Annotated in this window: 26 protein-coding genes and 1 pseudogene; 9 read left to right on the forward strand and 18 right to left on the reverse strand. The window is 37.3% G+C overall.

The genetic code is table 11. The features are described 5' to 3' along the window. Positions 1–75: 75 nt before the first annotated feature. Complete coding sequence (locus tag H6731_01640) at positions 76–582, reverse strand: hypothetical protein (GenBank protein USN51139.1); 507 nt, start codon at positions 580–582, stop codon at positions 76–78. 527 nt (positions 583–1,109) lie between these two features. On the opposite strand from H6731_01640, the gene H6731_01645 reads away from it, so the two are divergent. The 3 genes from H6731_01645 to H6731_01655 all read left to right on the forward strand — a co-directional run bounded on the left by H6731_01645 (position 1,110) and on the right by H6731_01655 (position 3,448). Beyond that, positions 1,110–1,523: a GNAT family N-acetyltransferase gene (locus tag H6731_01645; GenBank protein ID USN51140.1), complete on the forward strand. Its 414-nt coding sequence runs from the start codon at positions 1,110–1,112 to the stop codon at positions 1,521–1,523. Positions 1,524–1,766: 243 nt separating this feature from the next. After that, complete coding sequence (locus tag H6731_01650) at positions 1,767–2,363, forward strand: phospholipase D family protein (protein ID USN51141.1); 597 nt, start codon at positions 1,767–1,769, stop codon at positions 2,361–2,363. A 137-nt stretch (positions 2,364–2,500) separates the two neighbouring features. After that, positions 2,501–3,448, forward strand: a complete 948-nt coding sequence (locus H6731_01655; protein ID USN51142.1) for a hypothetical protein — start codon at positions 2,501–2,503, stop codon at positions 3,446–3,448. A 194-nt stretch (positions 3,449–3,642) separates the two neighbouring features. On the opposite strand, the gene H6731_01660 is transcribed toward H6731_01655, so the two are convergent. Together H6731_01660 and H6731_01665 are read right to left on the reverse strand one after the other, a co-directional pair. Next, positions 3,643–3,846, reverse strand: coding sequence for a hypothetical protein (locus H6731_01660; GenBank protein ID USN51143.1), 204 nt, complete (start codon positions 3,844–3,846; stop codon positions 3,643–3,645). Positions 3,847–3,852: 6 nt separating this feature from the next. Then, the gene (locus H6731_01665) at positions 3,853–4,008 is read right to left on the reverse strand and encodes a transposase (protein USN51144.1); all 156 of its coding nucleotides are present in this window, start codon (positions 4,006–4,008) and stop codon (positions 3,853–3,855) included. Between the two features lie 264 nt (positions 4,009–4,272). Between H6731_01665 and H6731_01670 the strand changes: the two genes are divergently transcribed. Beyond that, positions 4,273–4,773, forward strand: a complete 501-nt coding sequence (locus tag H6731_01670) for a hypothetical protein (GenBank protein ID USN51145.1) — start codon at positions 4,273–4,275, stop codon at positions 4,771–4,773. A gap of 261 nt (positions 4,774–5,034) precedes the next feature. Here the strand turns inward: H6731_01670 and H6731_01675 are convergent. The 3 genes and pseudogenes from H6731_01675 to H6731_01685 form a co-directional block, all read right to left on the reverse strand. Then, positions 5,035–5,855 (reverse strand): annotated as a pseudogene (locus H6731_01675) (transposase). 147 nt (positions 5,856–6,002) lie between these two features. Then, entirely contained in the window at positions 6,003–7,763 is a 1,761-nt protein-coding gene (locus H6731_01680; GenBank protein USN51146.1) for a DUF4215 domain-containing protein, read from the reverse strand. 317 nt (positions 7,764–8,080) lie between these two features. Then, entirely contained in the window at positions 8,081–8,629 is a 549-nt protein-coding gene (locus tag H6731_01685) for a hypothetical protein (protein ID USN51147.1), read from the reverse strand. 250 nt (positions 8,630–8,879) lie between these two features. Between H6731_01685 and H6731_01690 the strand changes: the two genes are divergently transcribed. Beyond that, positions 8,880–9,167: a DUF2213 domain-containing protein gene (locus tag H6731_01690; protein USN51148.1), complete on the forward strand. Its 288-nt coding sequence runs from the start codon at positions 8,880–8,882 to the stop codon at positions 9,165–9,167. Between the two features lie 199 nt (positions 9,168–9,366). On the opposite strand, the gene H6731_01695 is transcribed toward H6731_01690, so the two are convergent. The 3 genes from H6731_01695 to H6731_01705 form a co-directional block, all read right to left on the reverse strand. Continuing rightward, entirely contained in the window at positions 9,367–9,735 is a 369-nt protein-coding gene (locus H6731_01695) for a hypothetical protein (GenBank protein ID USN51149.1), read from the reverse strand. An 8-nt stretch (positions 9,736–9,743) separates the two neighbouring features. Continuing rightward, the gene (locus tag H6731_01700) at positions 9,744–10,409 is read right to left on the reverse strand and encodes a hypothetical protein (GenBank protein ID USN51150.1); all 666 of its coding nucleotides are present in this window, start codon (positions 10,407–10,409) and stop codon (positions 9,744–9,746) included. Positions 10,410–10,472: 63 nt separating this feature from the next. Next, positions 10,473–11,300 carry a hypothetical protein gene (locus H6731_01705; protein USN51151.1) on the reverse strand — a complete coding sequence of 276 codons (828 nt, stop codon included), beginning with the start codon at positions 11,298–11,300 and terminating at the stop codon, positions 10,473–10,475. 473 nt (positions 11,301–11,773) lie between these two features. Here H6731_01705 and H6731_01710 point away from each other — a divergent pair, with 473 nt between their 5' ends. Continuing rightward, on the forward strand, positions 11,774–12,682 hold the full coding sequence (locus H6731_01710) for a hypothetical protein (GenBank protein ID USN51152.1): 909 nt from the start codon (positions 11,774–11,776) through the stop codon (positions 12,680–12,682). 435 nt (positions 12,683–13,117) lie between these two features. Here H6731_01710 and H6731_01715 read toward each other — a convergent pair whose 3' ends face one another. The 4 genes from H6731_01715 to H6731_01730 all read right to left on the reverse strand — a co-directional run bounded on the left by H6731_01715 (position 13,118) and on the right by H6731_01730 (position 19,244). Then, positions 13,118–14,440 carry a hypothetical protein gene (locus H6731_01715; GenBank protein USN51153.1) on the reverse strand — a complete coding sequence of 441 codons (1,323 nt, stop codon included), beginning with the start codon at positions 14,438–14,440 and terminating at the stop codon, positions 13,118–13,120. Positions 14,441–15,068: 628 nt separating this feature from the next. Continuing rightward, positions 15,069–17,465 carry an ankyrin repeat domain-containing protein gene (locus H6731_01720; GenBank protein USN51154.1) on the reverse strand — a complete coding sequence of 799 codons (2,397 nt, stop codon included), beginning with the start codon at positions 17,463–17,465 and terminating at the stop codon, positions 15,069–15,071. Between the two features lie 388 nt (positions 17,466–17,853). Then, positions 17,854–18,606, reverse strand: a complete 753-nt coding sequence (locus H6731_01725; GenBank protein ID USN51155.1) for a succinate dehydrogenase/fumarate reductase iron-sulfur subunit — start codon at positions 18,604–18,606, stop codon at positions 17,854–17,856. Beyond that, positions 18,603–19,244, reverse strand: a complete 642-nt coding sequence (locus tag H6731_01730; GenBank protein USN51156.1) for a hypothetical protein — start codon at positions 19,242–19,244, stop codon at positions 18,603–18,605. The genes H6731_01725 and H6731_01730 overlap by 4 nt, the downstream gene beginning before the upstream one ends. Positions 19,245–19,401: 157 nt before the next feature. On the opposite strand from H6731_01730, the gene H6731_01735 reads away from it, so the two are divergent. Beyond that, positions 19,402–20,832, forward strand: coding sequence for a hypothetical protein (locus H6731_01735; GenBank protein USN51157.1), 1,431 nt, complete (start codon positions 19,402–19,404; stop codon positions 20,830–20,832). Between the two features lie 363 nt (positions 20,833–21,195). Here H6731_01735 and H6731_01740 read toward each other — a convergent pair whose 3' ends face one another. From H6731_01740 to H6731_01750, 3 genes are all read right to left on the reverse strand, one after another. Continuing rightward, positions 21,196–21,714 (reverse strand): transposase, encoded by a 519-nt coding sequence (locus H6731_01740; protein ID USN51158.1) that lies wholly within the window; start codon positions 21,712–21,714, stop codon positions 21,196–21,198. A gap of 148 nt (positions 21,715–21,862) precedes the next feature. After that, positions 21,863–22,018: a hypothetical protein gene (locus H6731_01745; protein ID USN51159.1), complete on the reverse strand. Its 156-nt coding sequence runs from the start codon at positions 22,016–22,018 to the stop codon at positions 21,863–21,865. Between the two features lie 48 nt (positions 22,019–22,066). Then, a complete protein-coding gene (locus tag H6731_01750; protein ID USN51160.1) occupies positions 22,067–22,693 on the reverse strand; it encodes a hypothetical protein in 627 nt (208 codons plus the stop codon). 406 nt (positions 22,694–23,099) lie between these two features. Between H6731_01750 and H6731_01755 the strand changes: the two genes are divergently transcribed. Continuing rightward, positions 23,100–23,708 (forward strand): hypothetical protein, encoded by a 609-nt coding sequence (locus H6731_01755; GenBank protein ID USN51161.1) that lies wholly within the window; start codon positions 23,100–23,102, stop codon positions 23,706–23,708. Positions 23,709–23,757: 49 nt separating this feature from the next. Here the strand turns inward: H6731_01755 and H6731_01760 are convergent, their stop codons facing one another. Continuing rightward, on the reverse strand, positions 23,758–24,804 hold the full coding sequence (locus tag H6731_01760; GenBank protein ID USN51162.1) for a hypothetical protein: 1,047 nt from the start codon (positions 24,802–24,804) through the stop codon (positions 23,758–23,760). A 141-nt stretch (positions 24,805–24,945) separates the two neighbouring features. Here H6731_01760 and H6731_01765 point away from each other — a divergent pair, with 141 nt between their 5' ends. Beyond that, positions 24,946–25,119 (forward strand): hypothetical protein, encoded by a 174-nt coding sequence (locus H6731_01765; protein ID USN51163.1) that lies wholly within the window; start codon positions 24,946–24,948, stop codon positions 25,117–25,119. Positions 25,120–25,349: 230 nt separating this feature from the next. Here the strand turns inward: H6731_01765 and H6731_01770 are convergent, their stop codons facing one another. Further along, complete coding sequence (locus H6731_01770) at positions 25,350–25,988, reverse strand: hypothetical protein (GenBank protein USN51164.1); 639 nt, start codon at positions 25,986–25,988, stop codon at positions 25,350–25,352. Between the last annotated feature and the right edge of the window lie 137 nt (positions 25,989–26,125).

Below are 26,125 nucleotides of genomic sequence, written 5' to 3' on the forward strand. Positions count from 1 at the left end.
ATTTTTCTATTTGAGGCTATTTTTTCATGCATTTATGTTTGCCAAATAATGCTCCTGGCAAAACTAACTTTAACTTCACTCTTTTTTCTGTTCTGCTCGCTGTTCTTCAAGCTGCCTTCTTTCACAAACAAACAAATAACATTCATTTTGTTGTGGCATTAAAAATGCATTTCTAACTTTTTCGCCTAAACTTTGTTTTTCCTTTTTGTTTAATGTATCTATCTGCTTAAGCGCCCAATCTATCTGATAGTCTTGTTCACTCACCTGGGGTCCTGCAATAATATATTTCAACAACTCATAAAGCTGGAAAGGAAAGAACTTCTCTGCTAACTGTTCTGTTGATAATTTTAGTAAAGTTTTATCATTGCTGTTATTAGCTTGATTAGCATGTATAACACCCATCAATAAAGTCACCAGTAAAAAAATCCTTCCTAGAGCTTTCATTTTTCCAAACCTCTGCAAAACTTTAAACCCTTTGTGAGCCCAAAGCACTGAGCAAACTAAGAAGAATTTATCACTAAAAAATATTTCTATCGTGACATCATCGGTTTCTAAGAAACTGTTTTGAAAATAATTTTTCACTAAGCCTAAGAAAGCATTTTTGCCTGCGATTACCTGTGTCATCCCCGCGTAGGCGGGGACGACAAGAAATAGCGGTCAAGTCGCTGGAATTTCAATAATTCTTGGAAAGTCTGGCTATTACCATGGGCTCAGCACCAAAGCATTAACGATATGATGTCTGGCTTGCTAATACTAATGAGTCAAAAATTTGGCGGAAAGGCATATTTAGCGGAGCTTTTCAGACAACTAAAACTACAACCATCTACCCCTTCTCGAACTGATCGTGAACAACGCGCCCTAAACCTGTATCATGCAGCAGAAGCAGCATGCAAAAAAACTGGATGCAATTCTAAGGAAATCCGAAAGTTTTTCAAAAATACTTTGCGCTGGTCGTTTATCCCTTAGCATTTAACAAAAGCCACACTGATTGGATAATCCCCCAAAGCAGACATCTTTTTAAATCTACCGCTATAATCCTTCACATATCGAATATTTAAAATTGTTCCACCCCACCTTTTGACTACATAAAATTCAAATATATTGTCCACATGAAGAAAACTATTGAACATCAAAAAAATCCAAGCGACATTGATATTTCGTTCTTAACTCAAAACATTAATCATGAAACTTCTGAGCATGGGGAAGCTTTTCCATTTGCTTTTTTTATAAAAGACAATAACAAAAAAATTATTGCTGGCGCCAATGGATTTGTGATTTACGGGAGCATATACACTGATCAGCTATGGGTTCAAAAGGAATATCGAGGTCAAGGATATGCCAAAGAAATCATGGAAAATATACATAAACTGGGTAGGCAAAATAATTGTCGTATTGCAACAATACAAACAATGAATTTTCAAAACGCTAAAAAATTCTATGAAAGCCTGGGTTATAAAGAAGATTTCAAACGTCTCGGGTATATTAACGATAGTTACTGTATTTTTATGAAGAAGCTCTTGTAAAACTAAAGCGCTATTTTTTCATGCATCTGATTTTCTCACGAACTTTACATCTCTGCCGCTGGGCATTCTCTACAACGTCCAAAAATTTGCAAGCAGACGCAAGAGATAAACAAGCTCTCGTTGCTAAATACTTTTAAAACAGTCTTAAAATAATTTTTTGAAGAAGCATCGATTGATTTATGAGACGCCTCAACTACCCTGCCCAAAAAATATAAAAAACTTTATAAAAACCCAGGAATATTAATGTTTCGACTTTTAGCCACCACCATAAATATTTTAGCTCTCGTGGGTTTGAGCATCCTAGCAAAAGACAAAATCATATATTACGCCCACAAATACATCCCTTTGAGTGCGGCTCAAAACTCACAAGCTTTGCCTCAGCCACGAGATGTTGAAGTAGCATTTAGCCCTAATGGTGGAGGTACAACAACAATTGTACGTGCTCTATCCCAAGCAAAAAACTCTATTTTTGTGGGAGCTTATAGCTTTACTTCCAAAGCCATCGCTCAGGCTTTACTTCAGGCCAAAAAACGTGGTGTGACCATAAAAATAATTTTGGATAAGTCGCAGCTTTCTGCCAAATATTCTTCAAGCCGCTTTTTTACCAACCAAGGATTTAATATTCGCATTGATAAAAAACACGCTATTTATCATAACAAAGTGATGATCATTGATAAACACACTGTCATCACTGGCTCTTTTAATTTCACTCAGGCTGCCGAAAACAAAAATGCAGAGAATGTTTTAATTTTAAGGCACTCCCCTCAGCTAGCCAACTCTTACTTAGCCAATTGGCAAACTCACTGGAATCACTCAGATAGTATTACTCGTGCTCAATAAATGTTCTTGACCTTAAAGTTTAGCCCAAAGTAAAAAGATAGATGTAAGCAAGAGACTACAAACTACTATTATATTGCAACTTCAAATAAACAATATAACATTACTTATCCATATATTCTTATAATTCAGGTAACCCTATGATTATAACCACAATTATAACACTACTTATGCTCTCTTCTTGCGGGCAGCAAGAAGTCCGTAAAGAGCCTACTTATTTAGAAGATAAAAATGTTTTAGATCATAAAAACACTAAATTCAACCAACTAAGCAACGAACAAAAAGACTACATTGAAAGATTCAATGTGATTCTTAAAGACGTAAGAGACTTTCCTCCCAAAGGCAAGGATATCAATAAATATTTTTATATATTTAAAAATGTGGAAAAACTAGAAAATGCTAAAGTTTTTATCTTTGGTGAACAACATACTAATTCGGCTAATCAAATTTGGAGCGCAGGAGTTATAAATCGATTAATTAAAGATGGTGATGCAGTCTTGTTTGAAGGACTTGAACCAGAGTTAAAAATTGATAATATTACAGAGTTCTTAAGTTCTTTAATATTTGCCGCACGCACATATGAAAAATCAAAATTAGATATAAAATATAAACCTACATCTATAAGCAAAATTCACAATAAATATGTAAAGTTATTTCAGAGTACCAAGGAATTTCTTGCCTTAGACGCTCTCTCACTGGATAAAGGCTCCGGATTTGGTTGGGACTTAAATCTTAGTGACACAAATGAACTCGCCATAAAAAAAAGAAATGAAAACATGGTTAAGAGCATCAAAAATAAACTAAAAAGCCATCCCCGAGTTTTTGTAAGAACTGGCGCAAGACATATTCCTCATTATGAGTTTGCAGAAATTATGCTACAAAACAAAGAAAATGAAGAGTTGCAAACTTACTTAAACACTCTTGGCACTAATAAACATAAATTCATTGATGATTTTTATAGCAACTATGATTTTTCCACCAAAATTATTTTTGAGTTTCTTAAAGAGCAAGATTTTGCTGTATTAATCCCTAAAAACTTACCAGGCATTGAAAACTTGGATCCATATTTTCCTAAAAGTAATCATTAATGTGACCGATTATTAAAATGTTTTCCCTATTAAAAATATTAACATAATTTAGATTATGGGTCTTGTGTCTATCGCAAAAACCAAGGGCAAGGCCAAAAAATATCTTGACTGCCAGCATTAGAAATGAGGCTATCGCCAATAAAGCCCTTATGATTGCACTACGGAAACGGATTCAATAATATTCCTATGGGTTATTAATCACGGCGAGGCAAACTGACTCCAGCCTCTGCCGTCTGGGATTGAGAGTCAACGGAAGAAAGGGATGGAGTTGGTTCTCGACCTGCACAGTTCCTGACCATTGCTACAAGAGCAGCATTTAACGCCTGCCACAAACTAGAAATAGACCAGGTGCGAAAGTAATGATAAACGATACCTCGTGGTGGGAAATCATTGGGCAAACAGCGCTACTTGCAACCATTTTTCAAAATATACAAAATGGCATCAACTATGCTTCGCACGCTATAGAATCGAAGTCTGCCATTTTTTAAATCTGCAGGAAAAATGGGTTCTATTACTTCCCAGGCCGCATCTGATAAACAGGTTTCATACAAGTGTGACATGGTATTTCCTCTCGAAAAAATCTCATGTCATACTTTCAAGTCTCGACGTTATTTTGGGAACCTATTCTCCTAAAAGACTTTTTTACAGCCTCTAATCCAAGATGCTTTGCAACCATAAAAGTAAAGGGTAGTTTTCAATCCCTAGTCAATAGTGAAATTATGCCTTATCTTTGACCGATCCAGGGGGTAATGAATAAGCCCCTCGTTCGCCATAATCTTTATTTCTAAGAGAGATAAGGATCATTTTCAAGTGAGAGGAAGTCTATGATAGATCGAGGATTACATTGCGTAGCTGTGATAGTAACAGTATTTACTACTTCTAGCGTATTTTCTTCATATGATTTTCCTTACTTTGCCGATTGGGGTGACATGGAGAAGATCTGGCATAGAGCTATTCCACCAGTTGAGGAACATTCTGAATCTAACAGAAATTATTTGAATAACCAGCAAGTAACTCAAACTCAAAGTGAAGAACATCCTGAATCTAACGCGGATTATCTTAATGACCAGCAAATAACTCACTTTCAAAGTAATAAAAATCCCGAAGATGAATTCTATAGAATGGCCAATTTTTTTCTTACATATTATTTGTTTGAATACTCCAAAATAGGCAACCATGAGGCATTGAAAAAACTTTTAAGAGACTACCCCTATCTTAAGGTGAATAGTGTGGATGAGCATCAAAAAACTCCGTTGGATTATGCTCAAGAAAACGAATATCAAAATATTATTCACTTGTTATCAAAACGAGACCACGCTTCTTAACTCAAAGGAAGGTAATCTTTCCAAGGCGAGGGAGGCAATACTTTCTTTTCTGTGGATATGATTTTAAGAGGCTGTAAAAAAATCAATTTGACAATTCTTGTTCAATAAATGTCGCTGTGACGAAAATATGACGTGAAAACCTTTTTGAAAGGAAATGTCATGTCGTGCTTGTATAAAACCTGTTTGTCAGATTGTGCCTGGAAAGTGATTAAGTGTAACGGTTCATACTTAATCAGACAGACAGTCCCAATCGCAACAAAATTATTCAGCGAAATTTAGAATATCTATTTTTTGCCAAACTATATTTTTTCCATCCAAAAAAGTCTGCATTGGGGTCCTGCCACAACACATTTTCCCTTGATGAGTCCTGTAATTGTTATACCTGTCAAGCCATCGGTCAAGGTCCTCCTGCATTTCCTCTACCTGGTAAAACTCTCGCAATATAGTCCCGTGAAAGCGCTCACAAATCCCATTTGTTTGCGGTGATTTTACCCGAGTTTTAGTGTGCTCTATGTCGTTTATGCCAAGGTAAAGCTGATAATCATGACTATCATGTTTACCGCAATATTCTCTGCCCCGATCCGTTAATATGCGCAGCAATGGTACCTTATGTCCATCAAAAAGTGGCAATACTTTATCGTTGAGCAAATCCGCAGAAGTAATTGGGGGCTTGCTTGTGTTCAGCTTAGCGCAGGCAACTTTAGAATAGGTATCAACAAAAGTTTGCTGATAAACCCGGCCTACGCCCTTTAACGTTCCAACGTAAAAGCTATCTTGGCTTTCAAGATAGCCAGGATGGGCCGTTTCAATCTCTCCGCTAGCCAAATCATCGAGCTTCTTTTTTTCCAGAGCTTGAACTTGGGCTTCAGTAAAAACAGCGCTGGTTTGGGCTGCTCTTTTTTCTGGGCCCTTCAGTCGCTTGGAAAAGCATTCTAGACCTGCCTTAGCCAAATAGAACGTACGCCTGATGGGGAAACAAATATTCCTTTTTTGCGAAGCTCATTGGATACATCTCCTAGTTCTTGAGCAAGATTCAAAAGACCAATTTTATTCTTAACGATTTTATGATTTACAACGTCCATATTCATGGATTACTCCTTGTTTTTTTAGTCACTAATAAGTTCGCGAGTGGGAGTAATCCATTTTTAATTTTTAATGGTGACTGTCAGATCTCGTCCGAACTTTTACACTTTATGAATTCACTTCTGTGAAAATGGGCAAAGATTAAATCAGTATCCCAATTGAATAGGCAAAAGATTATCGCCCATTTCATTTTCTTCGTCACCAAGATTGTTTGTATTACCTTGCCCAAGTTGCCCATCCGTATTTTGTCCAAAACATTTGAGCTCATCATTATCGAGGATAACGCAGGTGGTATTTCCTCCTGCAGCAACTAGTTTTGCTGTGCGTTGTGTTCCCAAATCTACTGCTAAGAGTGTATCGCCCATTTCATCTGCTTCATCACCGATATTATTTGTATTTCCTTGCCCCAGTTGGCCAAAACTGTTGTTGCCAAAACATTTGAGTGAGCCACCATCAAGCAGTGCGCAGCTATGATTATCACCCAGAGCTACTTGAAGAACTTTATGGTGAGTTCCCAAGTTGATGGCCAAAAGTTTGTCACCCATTTCACTTTCTTCATCACCGATATTATTTGTATTTCCTTGCCCCAGTTGACCAAAGTTATTATTACCAAAGCATTTGAGTGAGCTATCATCGAGAAGAGCGCACACATGTTTTGCTCCCGCGGCAACTTGTGTAGCAATTCTTCCTTCTCCTAAGTCAATAGGAAGTAAATTTTTCCCCATGTGTTGGGCCGTGCTGCCAATCGTTTTGGTATGCGATTGCCCAAGCTGACCAGAGTCATTGCGGCCCCAACATTTAATTTGTCCGTTCTCGATGAGGGCACAGCTAAAATCTTGTCCAAGAGCCACATGCTGTGCTCTGAGGGCAACGCCAAGGTTAACAAAAGGGAGGGCAAGACCCATTTCACCAGGTTCATCTCCACGATTATTGGTGTCGCCCAAACCAAGTTGCCCATAGTTATTTCTGCCAAAGCATTGAATGCTACTGTTATCTAAAACAACACAAACATGTTGGCTGCCTGCATCAACATCTTTAACGCTACGAGCAAATCCAAGTGCAACTTTACTCAAACCCTTGCCCATTTCATCCTTATTAGCGCCAACAGCAATGGTATCTCCACGCCCCAGTTGACCAAAGGAATTGTCTCCGAAACATTTAAGTGTGCCTGCACTGGTAACCAGGCATGTGAATTTGCTGGTGTTATTTCCCCCTGCGGCAATCAAAGCGGTAGAAATTCCTCGTCCTATATGAATAGTGCGAGCTTCTTTAATCTCTATTCCCACGCCATTGCTAATGCTGTCTTTATTCTCTTGGCCAAGTTCGCCTTGCTCATTGGAGCCCCAACATTTTAAACGCCAATTATTTTGAGATTTAAAACAGGTGTGAGAATTGCCCACTTCTAATTTGTTTCGATAGCTTTGATAGAAACTTAATTCGCTTTGGCATTTTTTATTGCAGCCATCGTTGTCATCTGAATTGCCATCGTCACAATTTTCATCGATGTTATTGACGATACCATCGCCACAGCGTTCTTTTTTGCATCTGCTGCTGCAGCCATCACCAGAGCGGCGGTTGCCATCATCACATTGCTCTTTGGGGCCAATGATTCCATCTCCGCATTGACTATGTTTTAGATCATCTGAGTTTTTGTCCGGTTTTGATAGTGGTCGTTTTTGTGGGGGTGGAAGAGGAAAATGAGTTTTTGGAGCAGGTGAAGAATCATCTTTCTTCTTTGTTTTTTTTACTTTCTTTTGTGTAATGTGATCAAGCTTACTAACGATATAGTCGCTTGCGTCAATAATATCAGGTTCAAAAGAAATATTTTTTGAAGAACAGTTTAGTAGGCTAATTGTTGTAACGGCAGCAATAATAATTTTGGGTGTCTTCGCCGAAATTAATTGCATATATTCACCTTAAATATGTCAGCATCAATTGCTTGATAAATAAAGCTTGATACAGACTTAAAAAGCATTCGAATACAATTTTTATCACGGCTTTAATGTAGTGATTTTTTTTGATTTAAGAAAAGTAAAAAATTAAGCAAAATCAACCATTATAAAATTTTTATTCGGTGTTGCATAGCTCAACTTGTTTGAAAAATTTAATGGTAGGGAAATGTAAGTCCTAAGCTTCTAACTCAAGCGTAGTTAAAAAAATAGCAAAGCTACAAAATTTAGATACGGTTATGGTCCTACTAAAAAAATTATTTTTAAAGCTATCTCTAAGTGTCCCCATGAGCATTGATTTCATCTTCTAGAGCCTGAGCTCTTTTATTGTAGAAATAAAATATGAGCGGAGCGGCAGCTCCAAGCAAAAAACACTCAGCTGAAGCAGACAGTCCGCCAATTTCCTGTATAATTGCAGCTGCCTCTTCAGAGGCACCGGCATGTTCGACCCAATTGAATGCCCATAAGAAATTAGAAATTCCAGCGCTTAGTCCAAAAGCTACCGTTACTCCTATAGCTGTGCGAGGAGAACCTAAAAAATGCAGGCGCTTAATCCATTGTTTTCTTAACTCCCATAATTTACTAAATCGGTCTTCTTGTTGTTCAAGATTGTTTTCCTGATCTTCCAATGAAGTGTTGCAGCAGCAGAAAAATTTCTCGCGTATAGAAGAAAAGCAAGAGCATTTAGTAGTTGTATCGCTGCCTTCAATAGAGCCAGGATCAATTATAATTTCAATGGGATACTCATGAGAGGCTCTGAGAATGTTTGATAAGTTTAAAACAAAAAATATAGCTAAAAAGAGAATAAAATTTTTACACATCAAAATTTGTCTCTCATTGTTGTTTAAAAATACAAACTCTTCTGTTGGGAGTGAACAAAGTTGGAAGGCGGAGTATTCCTGTTTTTGAAGATCATAGTGTAATAATAAAATCTTTTTTGCAGGTATTTAGAACACCAGAGAATTTTTTAATTTAGGCAGGGATTTTATTTGCACTAATCAGCCTATAATCTAAATCATGACAACCCAAAAAATTTCCCCCCCCTTTTTATCAACGAGCTTTATACTAGGCTGAATGAAAGAAGTAATAAGATTTGATTTTAATGGCAACCCGAATAGTTTTAAGCACGCAGCGCAAGGTTTTTTGCGGGTCAATGCGCGCTTAAACAAAACAGGGGTTTTTAGCTATCGTGACGGTCGGGAGCATCGCGGTGAGAGCGAGGTTTTTCGTGCTGATTCGTTAGAATCGCTCAAGGGTGAGCCAGTCACCGATTTACATCCATCAGAAAAAGGCGGCGATAATTTTTTAACGCCCGCTAATGCCAAAGAGCACATCGTAGGCCTAGTGTTCGGGAAGCTGTAAAATAGGCAAACATTTCAATGCGGGAGGGTTTCAAGTATAGAGAGCCATGCTAATTTTTATTTTAACTGGAATATTATTTACCGTTTCGCTGTTTTTATAAAACGCCATAAAAATAATCCCAGCAAAGTTTATTCAGGGTGTCGCCATTATCTAAAGCAAAACCAAAAACTGTGACTTTAGAAAAAACATTATAAGAATTTTATTCGCAAGTATTTTCATTATTTTTTTTAAGTTTCTTAAGAAAATATCTATTTAAATCAGTTGCTAAATCTAGCCTATCTTCTGCGCTTTGGTTTTTATCATAATGGTCTTCCCAAAACGCATTATGAGAAGAAAACATTAGTAGCTTTTCTTCAAATAATGAACAATCTCTCGGAGCTGGGTATTTAATAATTTTAGGTTTAGTTAACACACTGTGATGCCCTAGCCATTCATCAACCGTAAGGATGCTTTTGGTGAGTGAAGAAGGATCTACCACAAAAGCCTCTTCGCTTTCTGCTGTTTCAATATAAACGAGAGCAGCTACATGATAGTTCCACTCTATGTTGGGATTTTGCGGATCGTGCAAATTACCAATCAGCCAAATCTTGCCAGTTTTATAACCAATTCATCATAATCATGACGTTCATTTGCTGAAAACTTACCTAAAAATTTAATTTCTTGTCTTGGCTCACTTTCACGCGCTGAGCAAAGCCTAAATTCCGAAAAAAGAGTATTTTCATTCCAAAAAACAATTTGAATAAGATTGATACTTTTAAAGCTTTGCTTAAACGATATTAATGATTCACTGTAGCATTCAATAATTTCTTTTAAGCGTAAGTATAACCCAATATCCAAAATATAATCAGCGATATAAATACTTAAATGCTCCATAATTTCATCAAAATCAAACAGCAAAAAATCTCGGTAATCATAAAAATAACTTTCAGATATTTTACCAGTAGAATCTATTTCTTTTTCTATGTACAAATTTGGTTCTATTTTTTGCTCTGCAGAATACAGATAAAGCAAGTAAGGAACACCTCGTTTTTTAGGTTTTTCAAAGTCAATAAAACCAGTATATTGCTCACTTTCGCAGAGCCAAAAACGTGCGTCACTGGGCCCGCTACAATGAACACTTGATTGATTAACTACGAGTTTTTTCCAGCCCGAATGCTGGGGGAAACTATTTAAATTTCCAGCCCAAGATTCTGTGGTAAAATTATACAACGACAACACAATAAAAAAATATTTAATTTTCATTTAATAACCAATATATTAATAATAAAATTTAAATATTTAATCAACAGCTAAATATCAACACTGTTACAACATGGATACACTGTTTATCCCAGCTAACTGCGCGAAGAATCTTAACAAATTAATATAGTTTTTACTTGTTGTTAAATTAAGATTTTGACCATTTATTCCATGGAAGTAAATCGATGGAAATTTACGATATTCTTTGCCTTCGCATAGCCGCATGTGAAATGACAGTATTCTTGGCATCCTTACATGATCAAATAAAAAATATGAGTCAAAAAATTCTTCTTCTTGCCGCAAACCAAAAGCAATAGCTTGTTTTGGTGAATTTTTATCTTTAAGGTATAATTTCAATAAATTAAGACCTCTTTCTATGGATTTACCTGAAAATATAAAATCTATTAGAACATAATCTCTGTAATTGTTTGATGTTTTATTAAAAATTTCATCCATATATTTTTTCACTGAATAATTTAATTTTATTTCTCCTGAATAATTTCTAAATGAAAGCGGAAAATCCACTGTTCTTGCGCCATCTATATTAGCTAATATTGCCATTATAAAAGTTGGGCTTGCACCTAGGGCAACATATATGTAATTTTCTGGCGGATATTTAGTGAGTAAAATATCTGTTACATATAAATATTCGTTAATTAAATTTAATGATATTTTTCGATCATCATTGAGTATTTTGCTTTTAGCCTCAGAAAACCTAAACTCAAAACCGGCAAATGTTCTTTTTATCAAGCCATCTGGAATTTCAATTTTTGATTGGTTGGTATTGGCTCGGCTTAGTAACTCAGCCAAACCTTCTTCTTCAATACTAAAATTGTCATTGATCGCCCCTAATACCGAGCAAGACAGATATAATAAAAGCCAAATAAATTTCATTTTTTTCTCTGATGGATCAATTAACCCCAGTTTTAGATAAGAAAGAACAAAATGCCTGAGTATGATACTACGTGAAAACCATCGGCCTGCGGCTTGTCCACAGGGTCCATAGCGGGCTTATATGCAGGATAAAGCCCAATTTTCCCTTTAGCCAATGTACAAGCTCCCTAAAAAATTGCTACTCGAGCAAGATTTTTGGAACGCTTTTCGTTCCGAAATAAGCCCTATGACACCGCCACGTTTATTGATTACCAGCGTGAGAACCGCTTGCCGGTCCATGGTGATAATACGCGCCAACTAGCCCCAGCTCGCCTTTTTTCGCTCGATTTTCTTTAGCTACTCGCGAATGTCGAATTCATAAATGGTGGCTGATTGCTGTTTTGGTTCTAAATGCTAGAGATGAGAAGATGGGTAGTTTTAAAAAGTGGGTTAACGCTTCTCTTCTCCCAACCAAAATTGTTATAGGGGTAGTAGTGAAATTTATCTTGGCAATTATTATAAGCGCGTTTCCGATATTTTCAACTAACATAGATGATGCTGAAGATGAAGCTGAACTGGTTTATAAGCTGACATGTGAAATCCCTAACCACCGAAACCCAGATCTCGTAAGAAATATTGTTGATGAATTCAATAATATTTTAAAGATTCGCCTGCCGATTGGAGATGAAGAATGCAACCTAATGGAAATAGACACGTTAGGTTACCTGCAAGAAGGTTCAGTTTCCTTGCTATTAAACAACCAACCTTACGTTGTCTCAGGTTGCAGCTGGGCGGCTAAGGTCTTGGGATTTGCCACAATAGAAAGAGATTTTAGAAAAAAACTATTGAGCACCTGCCTAAAAATGAAAACGTTAGATGAAACGTCAGCAGAGACATTTCTAAACACGGTAGTTGGCAATGAATACCTGTATCCTTCAGTAGAGATTTATCAGGTACTAAGCTCTTATAATATAAAGATGTTGTGTGGGATGTATCTTGTGCCTGTGGGGGACGATACCTATGCCGGCCTTACTTATGGCGGCATGCTTGTTTTGAGCTTATCAGAATTTAAAAATAGAAAGGCCGAAATTTGGCGAACAGTTATAGAAAGAAAAAATTTAGGAAGGTTTGAGCCAGAATTTGCCCCCGCTCGATGGCAATTTCTAGAAGAAAGCTTGCGAGAACATGGTGGAATAGAGCGCCTAGCCAAACCTGAAAGCTGGGTTGTTGGCATGTACGCGCCGATACAGAAAAACCATAGAAGTAGATTTGACAAATTTCTTCTAGAGCGATCAAACATAAACAATGATCCTTACAGCTTAACTATGCCCGCTATCGTTTATAAAAATTTAAAACAATTTCCAGTGGCACCAATCAAAAATTTAATTATGCGGTCTGAATAGGAAATGAAGTATTACCTAAGCAAAAAAAGTCGATGATTAATACATGAATTATGTAACCCTGTATTAAAATATTATGAGTATATAAATAGGGAGCATTACATTGTTGGTTAAATTCTCACCAGTGCAGTAATGAGGGCTTTATAAGCGAAAACTTTATTACAATACAGGCAATCAAGATACTTTTTGGTCTTGAGCCTTGGTATTGTCGTGAGCCCAGGATCCAATAAAAGTGATTTGGTCAACTTTTTGAGTAGCAGATCGAGGTTTTGGGTCCAAATGTTAGGGGAGGGTAGAAAGTCATTTTCAAAAAAACAGTGTATATTACCTATACTCCTTGTACATGGGGCTAAAGGTGAATTTGGCTTTTATGCTTATTATAAGCCCCATAAGCAATGGTCAGGTGGTAATCAGAGGCTGCCTAGAATTTACAGCTGATTAAAGTTGTTTGTCCTCGAAAATGGTGTCCTCTTTAGCGAGTTTTGACACTCGATCAGTTCCCTCAGAAAGTTTAATTACTTTGTTATATGAGTGAATCCATTGTTTTATGTCTTCACCAGTGTATGGACTGTCTTTATCTTTTTTAGGGGCAATCGGTAGAAGATAGTTGGCGTTATTTAACCCTTCAATAAAAGATATAAATGTTGGCGTTTGGGGGTCACCTGAAGTTAGACGTAAATTGTTTATGATAACCTCTTGATCTTCTAGCGCTTCGATCGGATTGCAGAACGTTTCTGCAATCGACATTTCGTGGTGAATGAGAAAATAAATAAATTCAGCTTCACAAAAACATTTTTCACTTATGGAGTCTGGCCTGCTTTTAAAGCCAGAGACTGCTAGATATTTTTTCTCAATTAATCTGTCTTTAAGAGCAGTCATAGATGAATCGCTTTTATTTAACGCAACAATAAAGTTATGAAAGTGAACAAGATCATGGGTGAAAAAGTGGTCGGGATGCATTAAAAACCCGTCAGCAAAAATTGTGGCTGCACTCAAACCAACGAGATGAATACTACTTCCTATCGTTCGATTGATATCGCCGATACTCAAATTTCCATTAAATGTTGGCCACAATAGTTGGGGAATGCTTTTTAGAATAGTTTCTTTCGAATAGGTTGAAATTAAGTAAGCATTAAACCCTTGTTTGCCAAGAATAATGCAGTCAATCAATTCTCTAAATGTTTCTTCATGTTTTTTAATTTGATTTTCATTTAACTCTTCGTCTTTAGATATGGCATCTATATAGACCTTCATCCCCACTCTTATGCCTTTTTCAAAATCTGGATGATTTTTCAGTGGGGCGAGAAACTGATCTTTCACAATATTTATAGCTGCCTCAAACTCTTCGTGGGTTTTGTATAGCTTCTTCTCATAGAGAGCTTTCAAAAGTAAAGACTCTTTACCTCCAGCAAATGTTTGCCTATCTTCTGGCTTGGTGAGAGCGATGGCCATTCGATAATGGGCCGTAAACCACCATTTATAGTTAACAGTCATACTCGCCACTCGTTGAGAAAACTCAGCCTGCAAAATCTCCAGCACTGTTTCGTCAAGTCTGTTTTCTTTGATATGCTTGGCAAAAATTGCCAAATTATTTTCCATAAAAGGCAAAAACTCAGGAATATGGTCGTTGGTCGAGGGTTCTCTTTCGAGAATTCTATGTCCAATTGCCACAATCTTTTCAATGTTGTCAGATGAAAACGCTAATGTTTGGCATGCAAAATATGCAAACAAAAAACAAAATAAATTTATATTTTTTAACATATTTAGACTTCTCGTTTAGGGGGCACAACAAATACCTCAACGTCCAGAAATAGGTAGCTTAGCGGACGCGGGTAAAGAAAAATTCTTTTTAAAATAGCAATACCTTGTTGAGTTTTTATTAATAGACCCAAAGCGATACTTAAGAGGCTGTAAAAAAAGTCTTTTAGGATAAATAGGTTCCAAAAATAACGTCGAGAATTGAAAGTATGACATGAGATTTTTTCGAGGGGAAATACCATGTCACGCTTGTGTGAAACCTGCCTATCAGATGCAGCCTGGGAAGTAATAGAGCCTATTTCTCCTGCAGATTTAAAAAATGGCAGACTTCGATTCTATAGCGTGCGAATCATAAAGGAAAAAAACCAATAGTCGCATTGGTCGCGATTATGCGTAAAATCATCGTCATCTTAAATGCGAGGATTAAAGAAAATTTTTTCCAAAATCATAGTTGATAAGGCTATTTTATGGGCTCTTGGGCCCACTCAAAAACCAGGTGCAAAGCCAATAACTATCTTGATTGGCGGCATTTGAATAAGGCTATCGCTCGCTAAGCCTATCCTATACTGCACTACGGATTTAAGCCCCTCTCTAGCTAAAAGCGCACTCGCAGAGTGCGACTAAATTTGTATTAAATAAATGAAAATTCTTCACAATTTTCAATAGCGAAGGAAATATTTTTATAAAACGTTTCTTCATCCTCAACCTGAGGGAGAACTAGTTCATAAAAGCATGCACGAACCTGTGGAAACACCATTTCTTTATCTCGCGCAAGTTCAATAGAAAATGGTGTTCCGCTTAACTTCATGCTCTTGAAGCCCCCAATATAAAGACGCGCCGAACCAGTGCAGAATTGTAATAACTTTTTTCGAGTATCATTGTCGCTCCTGCGAACAAAGTTCCAAAACCACTGCACTTGCAAGGACCCCTCCACTCCATCTGATTCATACTCGGTATATTTTTTCCACTCATCAGCATCAATTGGCAACTCAGCAATAATATCTACAAGTTCCTTAGACGAAAATAAGTTGCTATTTAACTCTTTCAAATTGGTCTTTAAAAAGAATTTCGGAATCAGTGTATAAAACCCTTTTTTAAACGCCTTAATAAGCTCAAACCTGTTTCCTCCGCTCATCAAGAGTCTCGTGAGGTTCCTCTTATAAATTGGAAAGTTTTCTTTGGTAAGAAATTCCGCTGACTCAACCAGAACAACGTCTTTAATGCCGTTTTCGCCTCGACTGAGCTGAATGCGCCACTCAACTGGAATTTGCATTTCCTCAAGCTCTTCACTAGTAAGCTTCTCAAACTCAATCAACCGATTATAAACACTCTCATCAATGAAATCTTCTACAGAAAGCTTTTCTCCAGCAACGGATTTATATACATACGGAGCAAAAGGTAAGTGAGCAGGATGATAAAGAATTGCTAGAGCCGTAAAAACTCCTATGAGCTCTATTATTTCGGAGTCCTTGGAAATCTCTCCGTCACGGTGAGCAAACCCATAACTTGTTCCACCATCGGCGCTCAAAAAAATATCCTTTTCATTGTCAAAAATTAATTTGGCGCCTTTGTTTAAGTAATCTCTAAAAATCGCCGGTCCATAAGAATCCCCTTCTTCTGATTTGAATTCCAAGTACGGAAGTTTAAACTTATGCCACTTTTTTTCGCCGTTAAGATCTTTAACCAACTTTGCAGTCCTGAAAAGTTCTTCTCGAATTTTTTTTAGATCTTCTATGAACTCATTAAATGTTGGATTGGTGTGAACAACTATCTTAGTTACCTCCTCATCCTGCTCTTCTCGATCGATAATCGATGAAACCAACCACCACATTTTCACCTCAAGCAGATTGAGATTCCTATACGTATTTTTTATTTCATCGTGAAAAGAATTTATATAATTCACAAGCAGTGCGCCGCAACCATATGTGTTTTTATGGCCAGCATAATCAATAACATCATTATACATACTATCTTTTACAAAAAGATCGGGTTGATGAACAAGAATAGCCTTAACACACTTCGTATGGCTCTTGCTAACCGCGAAATGAAGCGGCGTCATTCCTGACATATTTTGCCAATTAAGATTAACGCAGGTTTTATTTAATAGAAGGCGCAAAATTTTTGCATTCCCTCTAAATGCTGCAAAGTGCGCTGGAGTCATAAAAGACTCTTTTGTCAGCGGAGCAAAAAACTTTTCTTTGTTTGCTTCGCCTTTTTTTTCCATCTCAACTTCTATTTGTTTTTCTATAAGTGAATAACTATTAACATCTCCATGAGCGGCTGCAACATGAATTGGCTGAACTTCATCCTTTCCTGCCTTAAGAAAAACATTCGCTCCCGCCTCCAGCAAAATTCTGACGGCTTCCGAGTGACCTTCTCCAACAGCAATATGCAACGGCGAAAGACCCAATTCGGTGCTGTTAACAAATTTATGGAATGGGTTTCCTTCAGACATTAAGAATTTTAAGTGATCAAATTTTTTTTCATAAATTGCATACATAATCACCTTTGCATGGCGATCCCTAATTTGGTCTACCACCTTTTTCTCTTTAACAATTTCTATGAGTTTTTTTAATATATCCAAGTCTATTAATGCCAAATGAAATAATGAATTCCCATTTTTGGGAATACAAAACATATCAGCACCTTCATCGGCCAATCGTGAAACTAACTCCATGTTTTTGGCTAATAACGCATATTGAATCGGTGTCCTTATAGTGTCTGACTTCTTCTCGTCTTCACTAATTTCTAGAAACTCCACATTGACTACTGACTCTCTTGCTTCACGGTCAAGGCCGTTTAGTAGGCTAAATATTTCTTGATTGATTGATTGATTATTTTTAACTTTATCTTCGTCGCTGAGCTCTGTATTTTTTGCTACATTTAGATTTTCAAAAATGAGTCTTAAAAATTTCTCTGTATAAACAGAAACATTGTCCACCATCTCGCCATTGTAATCTCCACTAAATGCTAGCTGAACCTGGAAAAAAGTTGAAAACAATAAAAAAGGAAAAATAATTCTTATCATGGTAATTGCTCATAAATAAAATTTAAAAAGTTTGAACTAAAATTGATGATCAGTGCAAATTATTAATGCGTAACCAAAAAATTTAATTGTTCATTAGATTATCATAAAATTGTTTTTAATGCAGTAGACAAGCCATATTTTCCCACAACTTTTTCCTGCAACCAGGTGAGCTGGTGCAAAGTGATCTTACTTCGTTTTGAGATGTAGTCTAACGCATGAATTATTTGGGAATAACGTTGTAAATATATGTAATAATCTACTTGTAAATATAGCAAATTTTGGATGATTAAAATATCTAAGAAGACTCAATGAACGCATATGGGAATTGGAAGCCATTTGTGGTAGTTGCTACAGAGCGGTTAGATGGATGTAGTTCATCCATCAAAGATTATTTGCCGCTTACCATAGCTTTCATAAGCTCTTGATTCAGTTTACCTATGACTTCTGTATTGATTTCTTTTGGACAGACGGCTTCGCATTCAAGCGTATTGGTACATGAACCAAATTGTTCTTGCTCCATAGTCATAATCATATTTTCAACACGATCCTTGCGTTCGGGATGTCCCTGGGGCAAATGAGCTAGGTGGCTTACTTTGGCACTCACAAATAACATGGCTGAAGCATTTTTGCATGCAGCGACACAGGCACCGCAACCTATGCATGCCGCTGCATCAAATGCTTTTTCTGCTATTTTTTGACTAACAAGGATACTATTAGCGTCTTGAGCACCACCAGTATTGGCTGATATAAAACCACCCGCCTGAATAATGCGATCAAAAGCACTGCGCTCAACAACAAGATCTTTTACGGTAGGAAATGCTTGAGCACGAAATGGCTCAACTGTAATTGTGTCGCCGGCTTTAAATGAGCGCATATGTAGTTGGCATGTTGTAGTACCCGGACTTGGACCATGAGGTATACCGTTAATGACCAAAGAACATGCTCCGCAAATACCTTCTCGGCAATCGGACTCAAAAGCAACGGGCTCTTTTCCTTCGCTAATCAGTGTTTCGTTTACGCCATCAAGCATTTCTAAAAATGACATATCAGGAGATACTTCTGCTTCAAGTGTAACAAACTCACCTTTGTCATTTTTTGAGGCCTGGCGCCAAATTTTAAGGGTAACGTTAAAACTTTTCATTTGTAGCTCCTTTGTTGAAGCTCTATGCTCGTAAAATTAAGAGGTTCTTTATAAAGTTCTGGTTGTTGTCCGTCGCCTTTATACGCCCATGCGGCAACATGGCAAAAATCTTGATCATTGCGCAGTACTTCACCATCAGGTGTTTGATATTCCTCGCGAAAATGTCCACCACATGATTCTTTACGTGTCAGTGCGTCATGGCACATAACTTCTGCAAATTCGAGAAAATCTGCAACACGAAGCGCTTTTTTTAATCCAGCTTCATTACGACCCATGCCACAGTAATCCCAAATAATTTTTCCTAATCGCCGATGAAAACTATCTGGAGAATGAGTACCTTTGATAGAAAATAATTGTGCGATGCGTGCTTCTGTTGCTTGTTGAGTTTCTCGAGCTTTAGGACCTTGGGGATCATCCTTTACTGGACGCACTTCGTTTAAGTAGCGGCAAATGGTATAAGGTAGCACAAAATAGCCATCAGCAAGGCCTTGCATAAGCGCGCTGGCTCCAAGGCGATTCGCACCGTGGTCACTAAAGTTTGCTTCCTCGAGCACAAAAAGACCTGGAATCGTGCTCATAAGTTCATAATCTACCCACGCTTTTTTTGTTGTGATAATTTGCCGCGCGAAGCGCGCCATCTATGTCAGCTAACATCACCTACGTAAGTAGTTCATATTGATGGCTTTTAATTATCCTGATACACGCCCTAGCCAAGTTCGTTGGAAAATTTTTGCACGCCATTTTTTGGCGCGCCTCCACGTTTAGCTTTGTTGCCCATAAAACGAAGAGAGAAAAATGAGAAAATTATTTTTGTTCGCAGCGATGTTGTTTGTGCTGCCGTGTCTAGGTCAAAACAGTTTGTCCGAAGCTCTCCTAGGTAATGAAACTTTTAAGAGCGGTGGATATTACGAACGTGTTACTTGTATAAATTTTGCCTTAGGTTCCGTTAACACTGTTACTTGGAAAGATGTTCATTTGATTTTGAAAGAAATTGATTCTGCGTCTGATCGAAGGAGGGTCCTGACTTTACTCATCGAGTCGAAAAAAATAGATGAATCTAATGACTCAGACCATCTCTATCTCATCGTTGAATTAGAAACCCATGCGTATGATGCGAAATCGTCGTTAGAAATAATAGATAAATTTGTAAAGAATCTTCGAAGTCATCAACTTGAAATCATTGTCCAAGCAACTAAAGATGGGGAAGTTTCGGGAAAATATGCAAAAAGATTGAGCGAAAAATTGGAATTTGAACAACTGCTCTATCTGTTAAAACTATTTGAATCCCAACGTAATGCAAGATTGTTTGCCCAATCGGTTTTAAGTGAAGAGAGCTTCGGCCAACTGAGATGGGAACACATAAGAATTATTTGTGAGAATTTTAAAGACCGTAGTTACCGTTCAGAAATCCTGGCTTACCTAAAGGAAAAACGCGTTAAAATAGATTCGTCTTCAAATGATGTTTGCTCGTCATTGTTGAGTATTAATCAAATGGTTGAGATTGAGGTTTCAAGCCTTTTTAACTTCATTCCTGAAGAACAAAAATTTAGTTTTCATAGAGAAGAAATGACGCAAATAATTTCGGCTTTAAAAAGCGAAGGAGGAATGTACCGAGAAAAATTTTTGCGATGTTGCGAGAAATTCAATATCGACCCTCAAGAGGCAGCTGAAGAGAGCAAGACTTGGCCAAAAAAGTCCGAGGTGCCTGAAAGAAGTATACGGAGCTTAGACTTTCTTAGTGAGAGTGATAGAGCAAAGTTGTTAGATGCTCATAGGCGAGACTTGGCCGCTGCTGTATACAAAAAGGCAAATGCGATTGTTAATGGTAAAAGATTATGGGTTGAAGATGATGAGGTTATAACAGTTGAGAATTCGCGTGCATCCGGAAGGTTCGTGACTATTGGCAGATACAGCGGAAAAATTTTTGCGTTTTATACCTATAGCGGCGATGAATACCATTTGAAAAAAGGCGAATCCCGCAAAATAAGTAATGCATTAGTAACTAATGAGGACCATGAGGAAGTAGTAGTAAATGGATTCGCTCAAAGGCTGGTAGCACCATACCCCTTAACACTCGGTAACGGATCGGTTCTCATACGAGATAAAGAGGGTGTTATACATGTATACCCGCGAGAACATAGTACTCACAATTGCCTTTATCCTAGTGAGCGCCTTTCTATGGGGTCGGCAGGTATTTGGGACGTTAGAGTCGGCAATATTAGATAAATTCCGCCGCAGGTTACGCAGATAAGTTAAAAAAGTACGCAACACAAACATCTCTTAACTTTACAAAACTTTTCCACACGAACGGTTTAATGCATGTGCCCATGAGGCACATGCTTAGCTCAGGCTATAGAGTATAGGTAATAAAAAAGCCTTTTTTTGAAAATACCAACCTGCCCTTCCCTAACATTTGGACCCAAAACAGCATTACTAATCTTAAGAGTTTTCATAATTTCTTTTATGGGTTCTTGGGCCTGCTCAAAAACCAGGTTCAAAGCCAAAAACTATCTTGATTGGCGGCATTTGAATAAGGCTATCGCTCGCTAAGCCTATCCTATACTGCACTACGATTGAGGTATAAAAGGCTTAATCTACAAATTCAATCTGGGATATGTCATCCACAAGATTTATGCCATCGTTTTCATAAACAATCGAATACATCGATGGCTCTTCTCTATCAGGCGGAGCGGTGCCCATCTTAAGCGATCGCAAAATATCTTTGATCGCTTGTGGTTCGGTTACCAATGAGATCAGTTGCATTTTAGAATGACATCGAGGGCAAAACAGTACGTCTATGTCGAACACCCTGGCCATCAATTGGGCAAAATTTGGACGGCCGGGCTTTTTGGAATCGTGGCCTTGATGGGAAACAAAACCTGAAATTATTTCTTCTCTCAATTCCGCGTTTGGGGCAAAAAAACCGTGGTATCTGATTAAATTCTTGCGCGGATAGGGAATGAGTGCCACCAAACGTTCTATTAGCTCAAACGGCGTTAATAAAATGGTCGTCGTTCCATTACGCCATGGGCTTTTGAGCGTCAGCAACAGATTTTGCCCATCGGGGGCTACTTTTAGCCGCTCAGATAATAAGGGAGGACGACCCATATACCTAGCCCTACCCTATCAGTGGCCTCTATTGCTACCGATGCATGGAGATTGAAACCCATCACTGTGCGATCAGGAGTTTCTTCTTTGATTTGCTCAGAAGCAATTAATCTTAAAAGTGGTTTACCTGATTGTTCACCAAGAGCACTCAGGTAGCGAATATCTGTATGAATGTAACTGCACCAGGATAGTAGTCTTGGGCTCTAAGCGCTTTACCGCCGCATCTTTTGCTTTTTTTACGCAGATAGGAAAACAACACGCTCATAAATATTCTAAATACAAAAAACAAGAGACTCAAAAGCACCGAGCCCCCTGCTCTCAATGATCATTTATCAAGTTGTGTACGCTGATTTTATAGATTGGCAGCTTCGTACAATTTCTGTGCGTCCCTCTTAATTTTATCGATAACGGTTCTCAGAATAAAGTTGGCAAGATATATTGCCTCTCTCGCATCCTCAGATGATAAAATCACTGTTTTACTTTTTAAATTTTCAAACGAGTTTGAAAGCTCTGATCTAGTTGCATCGAGTTTGGCTATTTTAGTTGAAATGCAGGTCTTACTTAACTTTGATGAATCTACCTGTTCATCAAAGCTGGTAACTTCATTGCTTAAGAAATTAAGACCAGAATCCCTTTTACTATTATTCTTAACGGCATTTTTAATGCAATTATAATAGACATCATTCAAGGTATTAATAACACTATTAGTGGCAGCAAAAACAGGATCCAAGTAATTCTCCATAGGAGTGGTAAGAGGAACTATTTTGCGATTTTCTATCACAAATTCCTTAGTCCCAGCCAAAGCCTGCCTCCATTTGCCTTCATCTTCAGAGGAGATTCTTGCCACCATAAGATTTTCTTTGGAAAATGTTGCCGTATTAGCAGAGTTCAAAACCTGTTTTATCTCGTTCAGGCTTCTGCCAGCAAAAGTATTAAAAGAAACTAGAAGCATAAGAAACGCACCACATAAAATTCTCATAATAAATTCCTCCAGACTTTATAAACACGCAATTAATTACGCAATTACACACATAAACTAGCACTCAAATTAAGCACTTTCGCATATATAACAAACAAACAAATCAATAACATTAAAAACATTGTTATTAACACATAAATAAACCGAAAAAGGCCATCAATTAGGGGATGACAAGGATAATGGTCAAAATGACATGTGATAGTGAACAAAAATGCTTTCTCAGCTTAGAGAAAAATTATTTTCAAGACAGTCTCTAAAACTTGGCCATCAGATAAGGCCATTTAGTCTCACCCATCTTTATGGGAAAGTCTCCTTTTTTTGATGGAAAGAATATTTGGACAGGTCTCGCTCAATCGAGCGTGCTCGTCTACACGAGTGATCATCATCAAAAAGTAGGGAGTAAAACATGAAGGCATTGTTTTCTAACTATCCGATATTTCTCATATTTATTTTATCTACCCATGCTCTTTATGGAGGACAGTCTGCTAAAACAACCTATACCTCTGTTCCTAAAGAGGGGGGACTTGGGGATGAAATATCAAAAATTGATCAGCTAATAACTAGAGAGCTTACAGCAGAAAAAATTAATCCCTATACATTTGGGGCAATTCTCAAGCTACATTCAAAACTATCTCAATCTTATCACGATGCAAAATGCGTTGAGGGAAGAACAAAATCCCATTTTTATACCCACCCTTCAGACCTTTCCCTCTACAGGCCAGATTTTATGGATTGTAGCCGTGATGGTTCGTTTAGTGGGCGCTTTAGTAAGACATTTTGCAGCAGAAAAGACGATCAAGAATGCTGTTATTGGACTGCTCTTATACCTTGCACTCTCGCTCAGTGCGTACTGGGCTGTTTGGTTCCATGGGGTTATGACAAACATTGCTGCCTTGAATACCATCCACAAGAACCTCAATTCCAAGAAAATAAAGCTCGGGAATATCTTGAGGCTCTATCAGCAATTTATGATTCAGAAAATAAAAAAGCTCAGGATACTGAGCTTGAGAAATAAAATTTTAGTCCGAAAATTTTACGAGCTTGACTCAAAAGACAAAATTTTCTTATTGAACCAAGCTTGTCGTAGAACCATTAATAATTTCATTTCTGATACTAACTCTCATCTTTTCAATTTCGTTATCAAAACCGGCACGTTCAAGAGCAAACTCTCTTCGGGAATCTTGCCAATAATTATTGATAATTTGCCAACTTTGCTCATCGGCGATTTCTGCACTCGCGCCAAAATCAAATGCAAAAGTCAACTTTGCAAGCAAAGCTTCAAAAACCGCTAATTGATTTTGGGGAATATTTTTCACCAAATAGCTCATACGAATATTTTTGCCAGATTCCAAAATATTGACCTCATTATGGACTTTTTTGCTGGCCAATTTTTGGCCTTGAGAGTGAACAATGTCGCTTCCGTGACCATAACTACGGTGACGAATATCTTCAGCCAGACCAACGTAGATGATAGAGCGCAATACGGAAGGCTTATCTTTAAAAATCTTTCTCAACTGAAGTTCTGTTTCGAGCAATACCCTGTACAGATCTTCTTTAGCAAGCTTGGAAGATGCTGCTATATTTAATTTATTAATAACATCATTAACATCTACTCTGTCCGAAATTTCTATATAATTATCACCATATTTTTCTACAGCAAAGTGGCCGTAGACAACTTGCATAGCTTTGCTTGGCGAAACTATAAACTTGCCCTTCCTTGGGTTCCATTTCTTCTTCTCTAATAACTTTCCACCTTTAAGGACATAAACACGTGCTCCCCTGGGAAGCTCAAACATTTTAACAATCTTCTTTGCTGGAGCTTCTCCATTGCTACTCTGAGGTGGATAACTTCTAGCAAGAGCGGATTGCAGTTCATTTAACTGACCGACACTTAGAGCACCTCCTTTCAATTTATTCATAATTTTTTTAAATTCGTCATCGGAGATAGAGTCTTTGCTTAGAGAATCTGAATCTGAATCTGAATCTGAATCTGAATCATATGAGAGATCTTCTGATGAAAAGGAATCTTCTGATGAGAAGGAATCTTCTGACGAAGAATCTCCTGCCCATACTCCGCAGGAAAATATCAATAAAAACAAATAGTTGTACATAGAATTACCAAAAATATTTACAATATTAAGTATAATATAAAATTCTCAGATATTTGCAATAGGGGAGTATTTCGTATTAGACAAGAGTCGGTCGCACCCAAAAATTGTTGAAAAAAATTTCCCTTCCCATTTATTCACCGATTGAGTTTTATCCAAAATAAGATTAATCAAAGATGGCTGTGGCATGCCATATCTCACGAGACTGGCGAAGTCCTGGCTTACGTTATTAATAAGCACCATGACAATGTATTGCTGAAACTAAAGCAGCTCCTAAAGCCATTTGGAATAGAGCGGGTTTTGTTTTGTATAAATTGATTTATTTTTATGTAAAAATTTTTCTATTTAATAAATTTTAAAACCTATTTACAACTGCTTTTTTCGCCATATAAACCATGTTAAGCCAAACAAGATTATAACTTATTGGTGATTTAAAATTTCGGAGAATTGATATGAAATTGGTTAAAAAGATTGCTCGTTTGTTTTTTTCTAAGAAAAGCGGTGCGGCTATGTGCGGCGCAGGAAAATTTTAAGTTTTTATAGTGGTGTTAGAGTACTTTCAGTATATTACTTAATACTCCGCGATGGAGATTGGCCAACTCTGCTTGGTCAATCTCTATAGAACTTTCCATTTTTTTATTGACTTCAACCATAAGTGCTTGAAACTTATTATCTTGAAGCACGTTCTCTACACAAATATCCGGTACACTTTCCTCCATAGAAGTTATTTGAAGGCACAGATTTAGTACTTCTTTATCAAAATATTGCAAAATTCCACTAAAAGACTTAATAAACTCTATTCGAGCCAGAGTTCTTTCTTTTTTTTGTTCTTCCATACTTATTGGCTTTTTACTTCGGCATGATTGTTTAATAAGTTCAGTAGTTTTTCTTAGTTCCATTATGGCAATATCAATCTTTTGAACCCAAAATCTTTTATCTTCAATTTTTTTGCGAATTGTTGCCGCTTGCTTGTTGTCATATTCGGTGTTTATCTGAAGAAGATATCCAAATATCCCCGCAAAGACCGCCGTAGAGATACCTAAGGCTTTAATGATAATGTACCTCTTTTTCTTGGTAAATTTATCAGCTGATTTTTCTAAACTATCAGCAAGTACCTTCACTTCTGGTATATGAACGCTAATGCGTAGTGAGTCTTTTTTGTTGATTTCTGATGAGGAGTCGTTCATAGCTTGCTAGGATTCCAATGGTTAATTCGCAAACTAAGTTTACTTCAGATAATAAAATTATAAAAAAATAAGTATAAAATCCTCAGTTGACTTATGTGGATAAAACAGTAAAAAAAATAATCAATGGAGACAGTATG

Source organism: Myxococcales bacterium, assembly GCA_023898405.1.
GTDB lineage: Bacteria > Myxococcota > UBA727 > UBA727 > JABDBI01.

What these genes read in the sequence shown, in the direction of transcription:
- H6731_01670 (USN51145.1), top strand. Translation starts at nt 4,273, where the DNA reads ATGATAGATCGAGGATTACATTGCGTAGCTGTGATAGTAACAGTATTT.
- H6731_01760 (USN51162.1), bottom strand. Translation starts at nt 24,804, where the DNA reads ATGTACAACTATTTGTTTTTATTGATATTTTCCTGCGGAGTATGGGCA.
- H6731_01720 (USN51154.1), bottom strand. Translation starts at nt 17,465, where the DNA reads ATGATAAGAATTATTTTTCCTTTTTTATTGTTTTCAACTTTTTTCCAG.
- H6731_01700 (USN51150.1), bottom strand. Translation starts at nt 10,409, where the DNA reads ATGAAAATTAAATATTTTTTTATTGTGTTGTCGTTGTATAATTTTACC.
- H6731_01655 (USN51142.1), top strand. Translation starts at nt 2,501, where the DNA reads ATGATTATAACCACAATTATAACACTACTTATGCTCTCTTCTTGCGGG.
- H6731_01735 (USN51157.1), top strand. Translation starts at nt 19,402, where the DNA reads ATGAGAAAATTATTTTTGTTCGCAGCGATGTTGTTTGTGCTGCCGTGT.
- H6731_01650 (USN51141.1), top strand. Translation starts at nt 1,767, where the DNA reads ATGTTTCGACTTTTAGCCACCACCATAAATATTTTAGCTCTCGTGGGT.
- H6731_01715 (USN51153.1), bottom strand. Translation starts at nt 14,440, where the DNA reads ATGTTAAAAAATATAAATTTATTTTGTTTTTTGTTTGCATATTTTGCA.
- H6731_01730 (USN51156.1), bottom strand. Translation starts at nt 19,244, where the DNA reads ATGGCGCGCTTCGCGCGGCAAATTATCACAACAAAAAAAGCGTGGGTA.
- H6731_01770 (USN51164.1), bottom strand. Translation starts at nt 25,988, where the DNA reads ATGAACGACTCCTCATCAGAAATCAACAAAAAAGACTCACTACGCATT.
- H6731_01725 (USN51155.1), bottom strand. Translation starts at nt 18,606, where the DNA reads ATGAAAAGTTTTAACGTTACCCTTAAAATTTGGCGCCAGGCCTCAAAA.
- H6731_01645 (USN51140.1), top strand. Translation starts at nt 1,110, where the DNA reads ATGAAGAAAACTATTGAACATCAAAAAAATCCAAGCGACATTGATATT.
- H6731_01750 (USN51160.1), bottom strand. Translation starts at nt 22,693, where the DNA reads ATGAGAATTTTATGTGGTGCGTTTCTTATGCTTCTAGTTTCTTTTAAT.
- H6731_01680 (USN51146.1), bottom strand. Translation starts at nt 7,763, where the DNA reads ATGCAATTAATTTCGGCGAAGACACCCAAAATTATTATTGCTGCCGTT.
- H6731_01705 (USN51151.1), bottom strand. Translation starts at nt 11,300, where the DNA reads ATGAAATTTATTTGGCTTTTATTATATCTGTCTTGCTCGGTATTAGGG.
- H6731_01690 (USN51148.1), top strand. Translation starts at nt 8,880, where the DNA reads ATGAAAGAAGTAATAAGATTTGATTTTAATGGCAACCCGAATAGTTTT.
- H6731_01740 (USN51158.1), bottom strand. Translation starts at nt 21,714, where the DNA reads ATGGGTCGTCCTCCCTTATTATCTGAGCGGCTAAAAGTAGCCCCCGAT.
- H6731_01755 (USN51161.1), top strand. Translation starts at nt 23,100, where the DNA reads ATGAAGGCATTGTTTTCTAACTATCCGATATTTCTCATATTTATTTTA.
- H6731_01665 (USN51144.1), bottom strand. Translation starts at nt 4,008, where the DNA reads ATGTCACACTTGTATGAAACCTGTTTATCAGATGCGGCCTGGGAAGTA.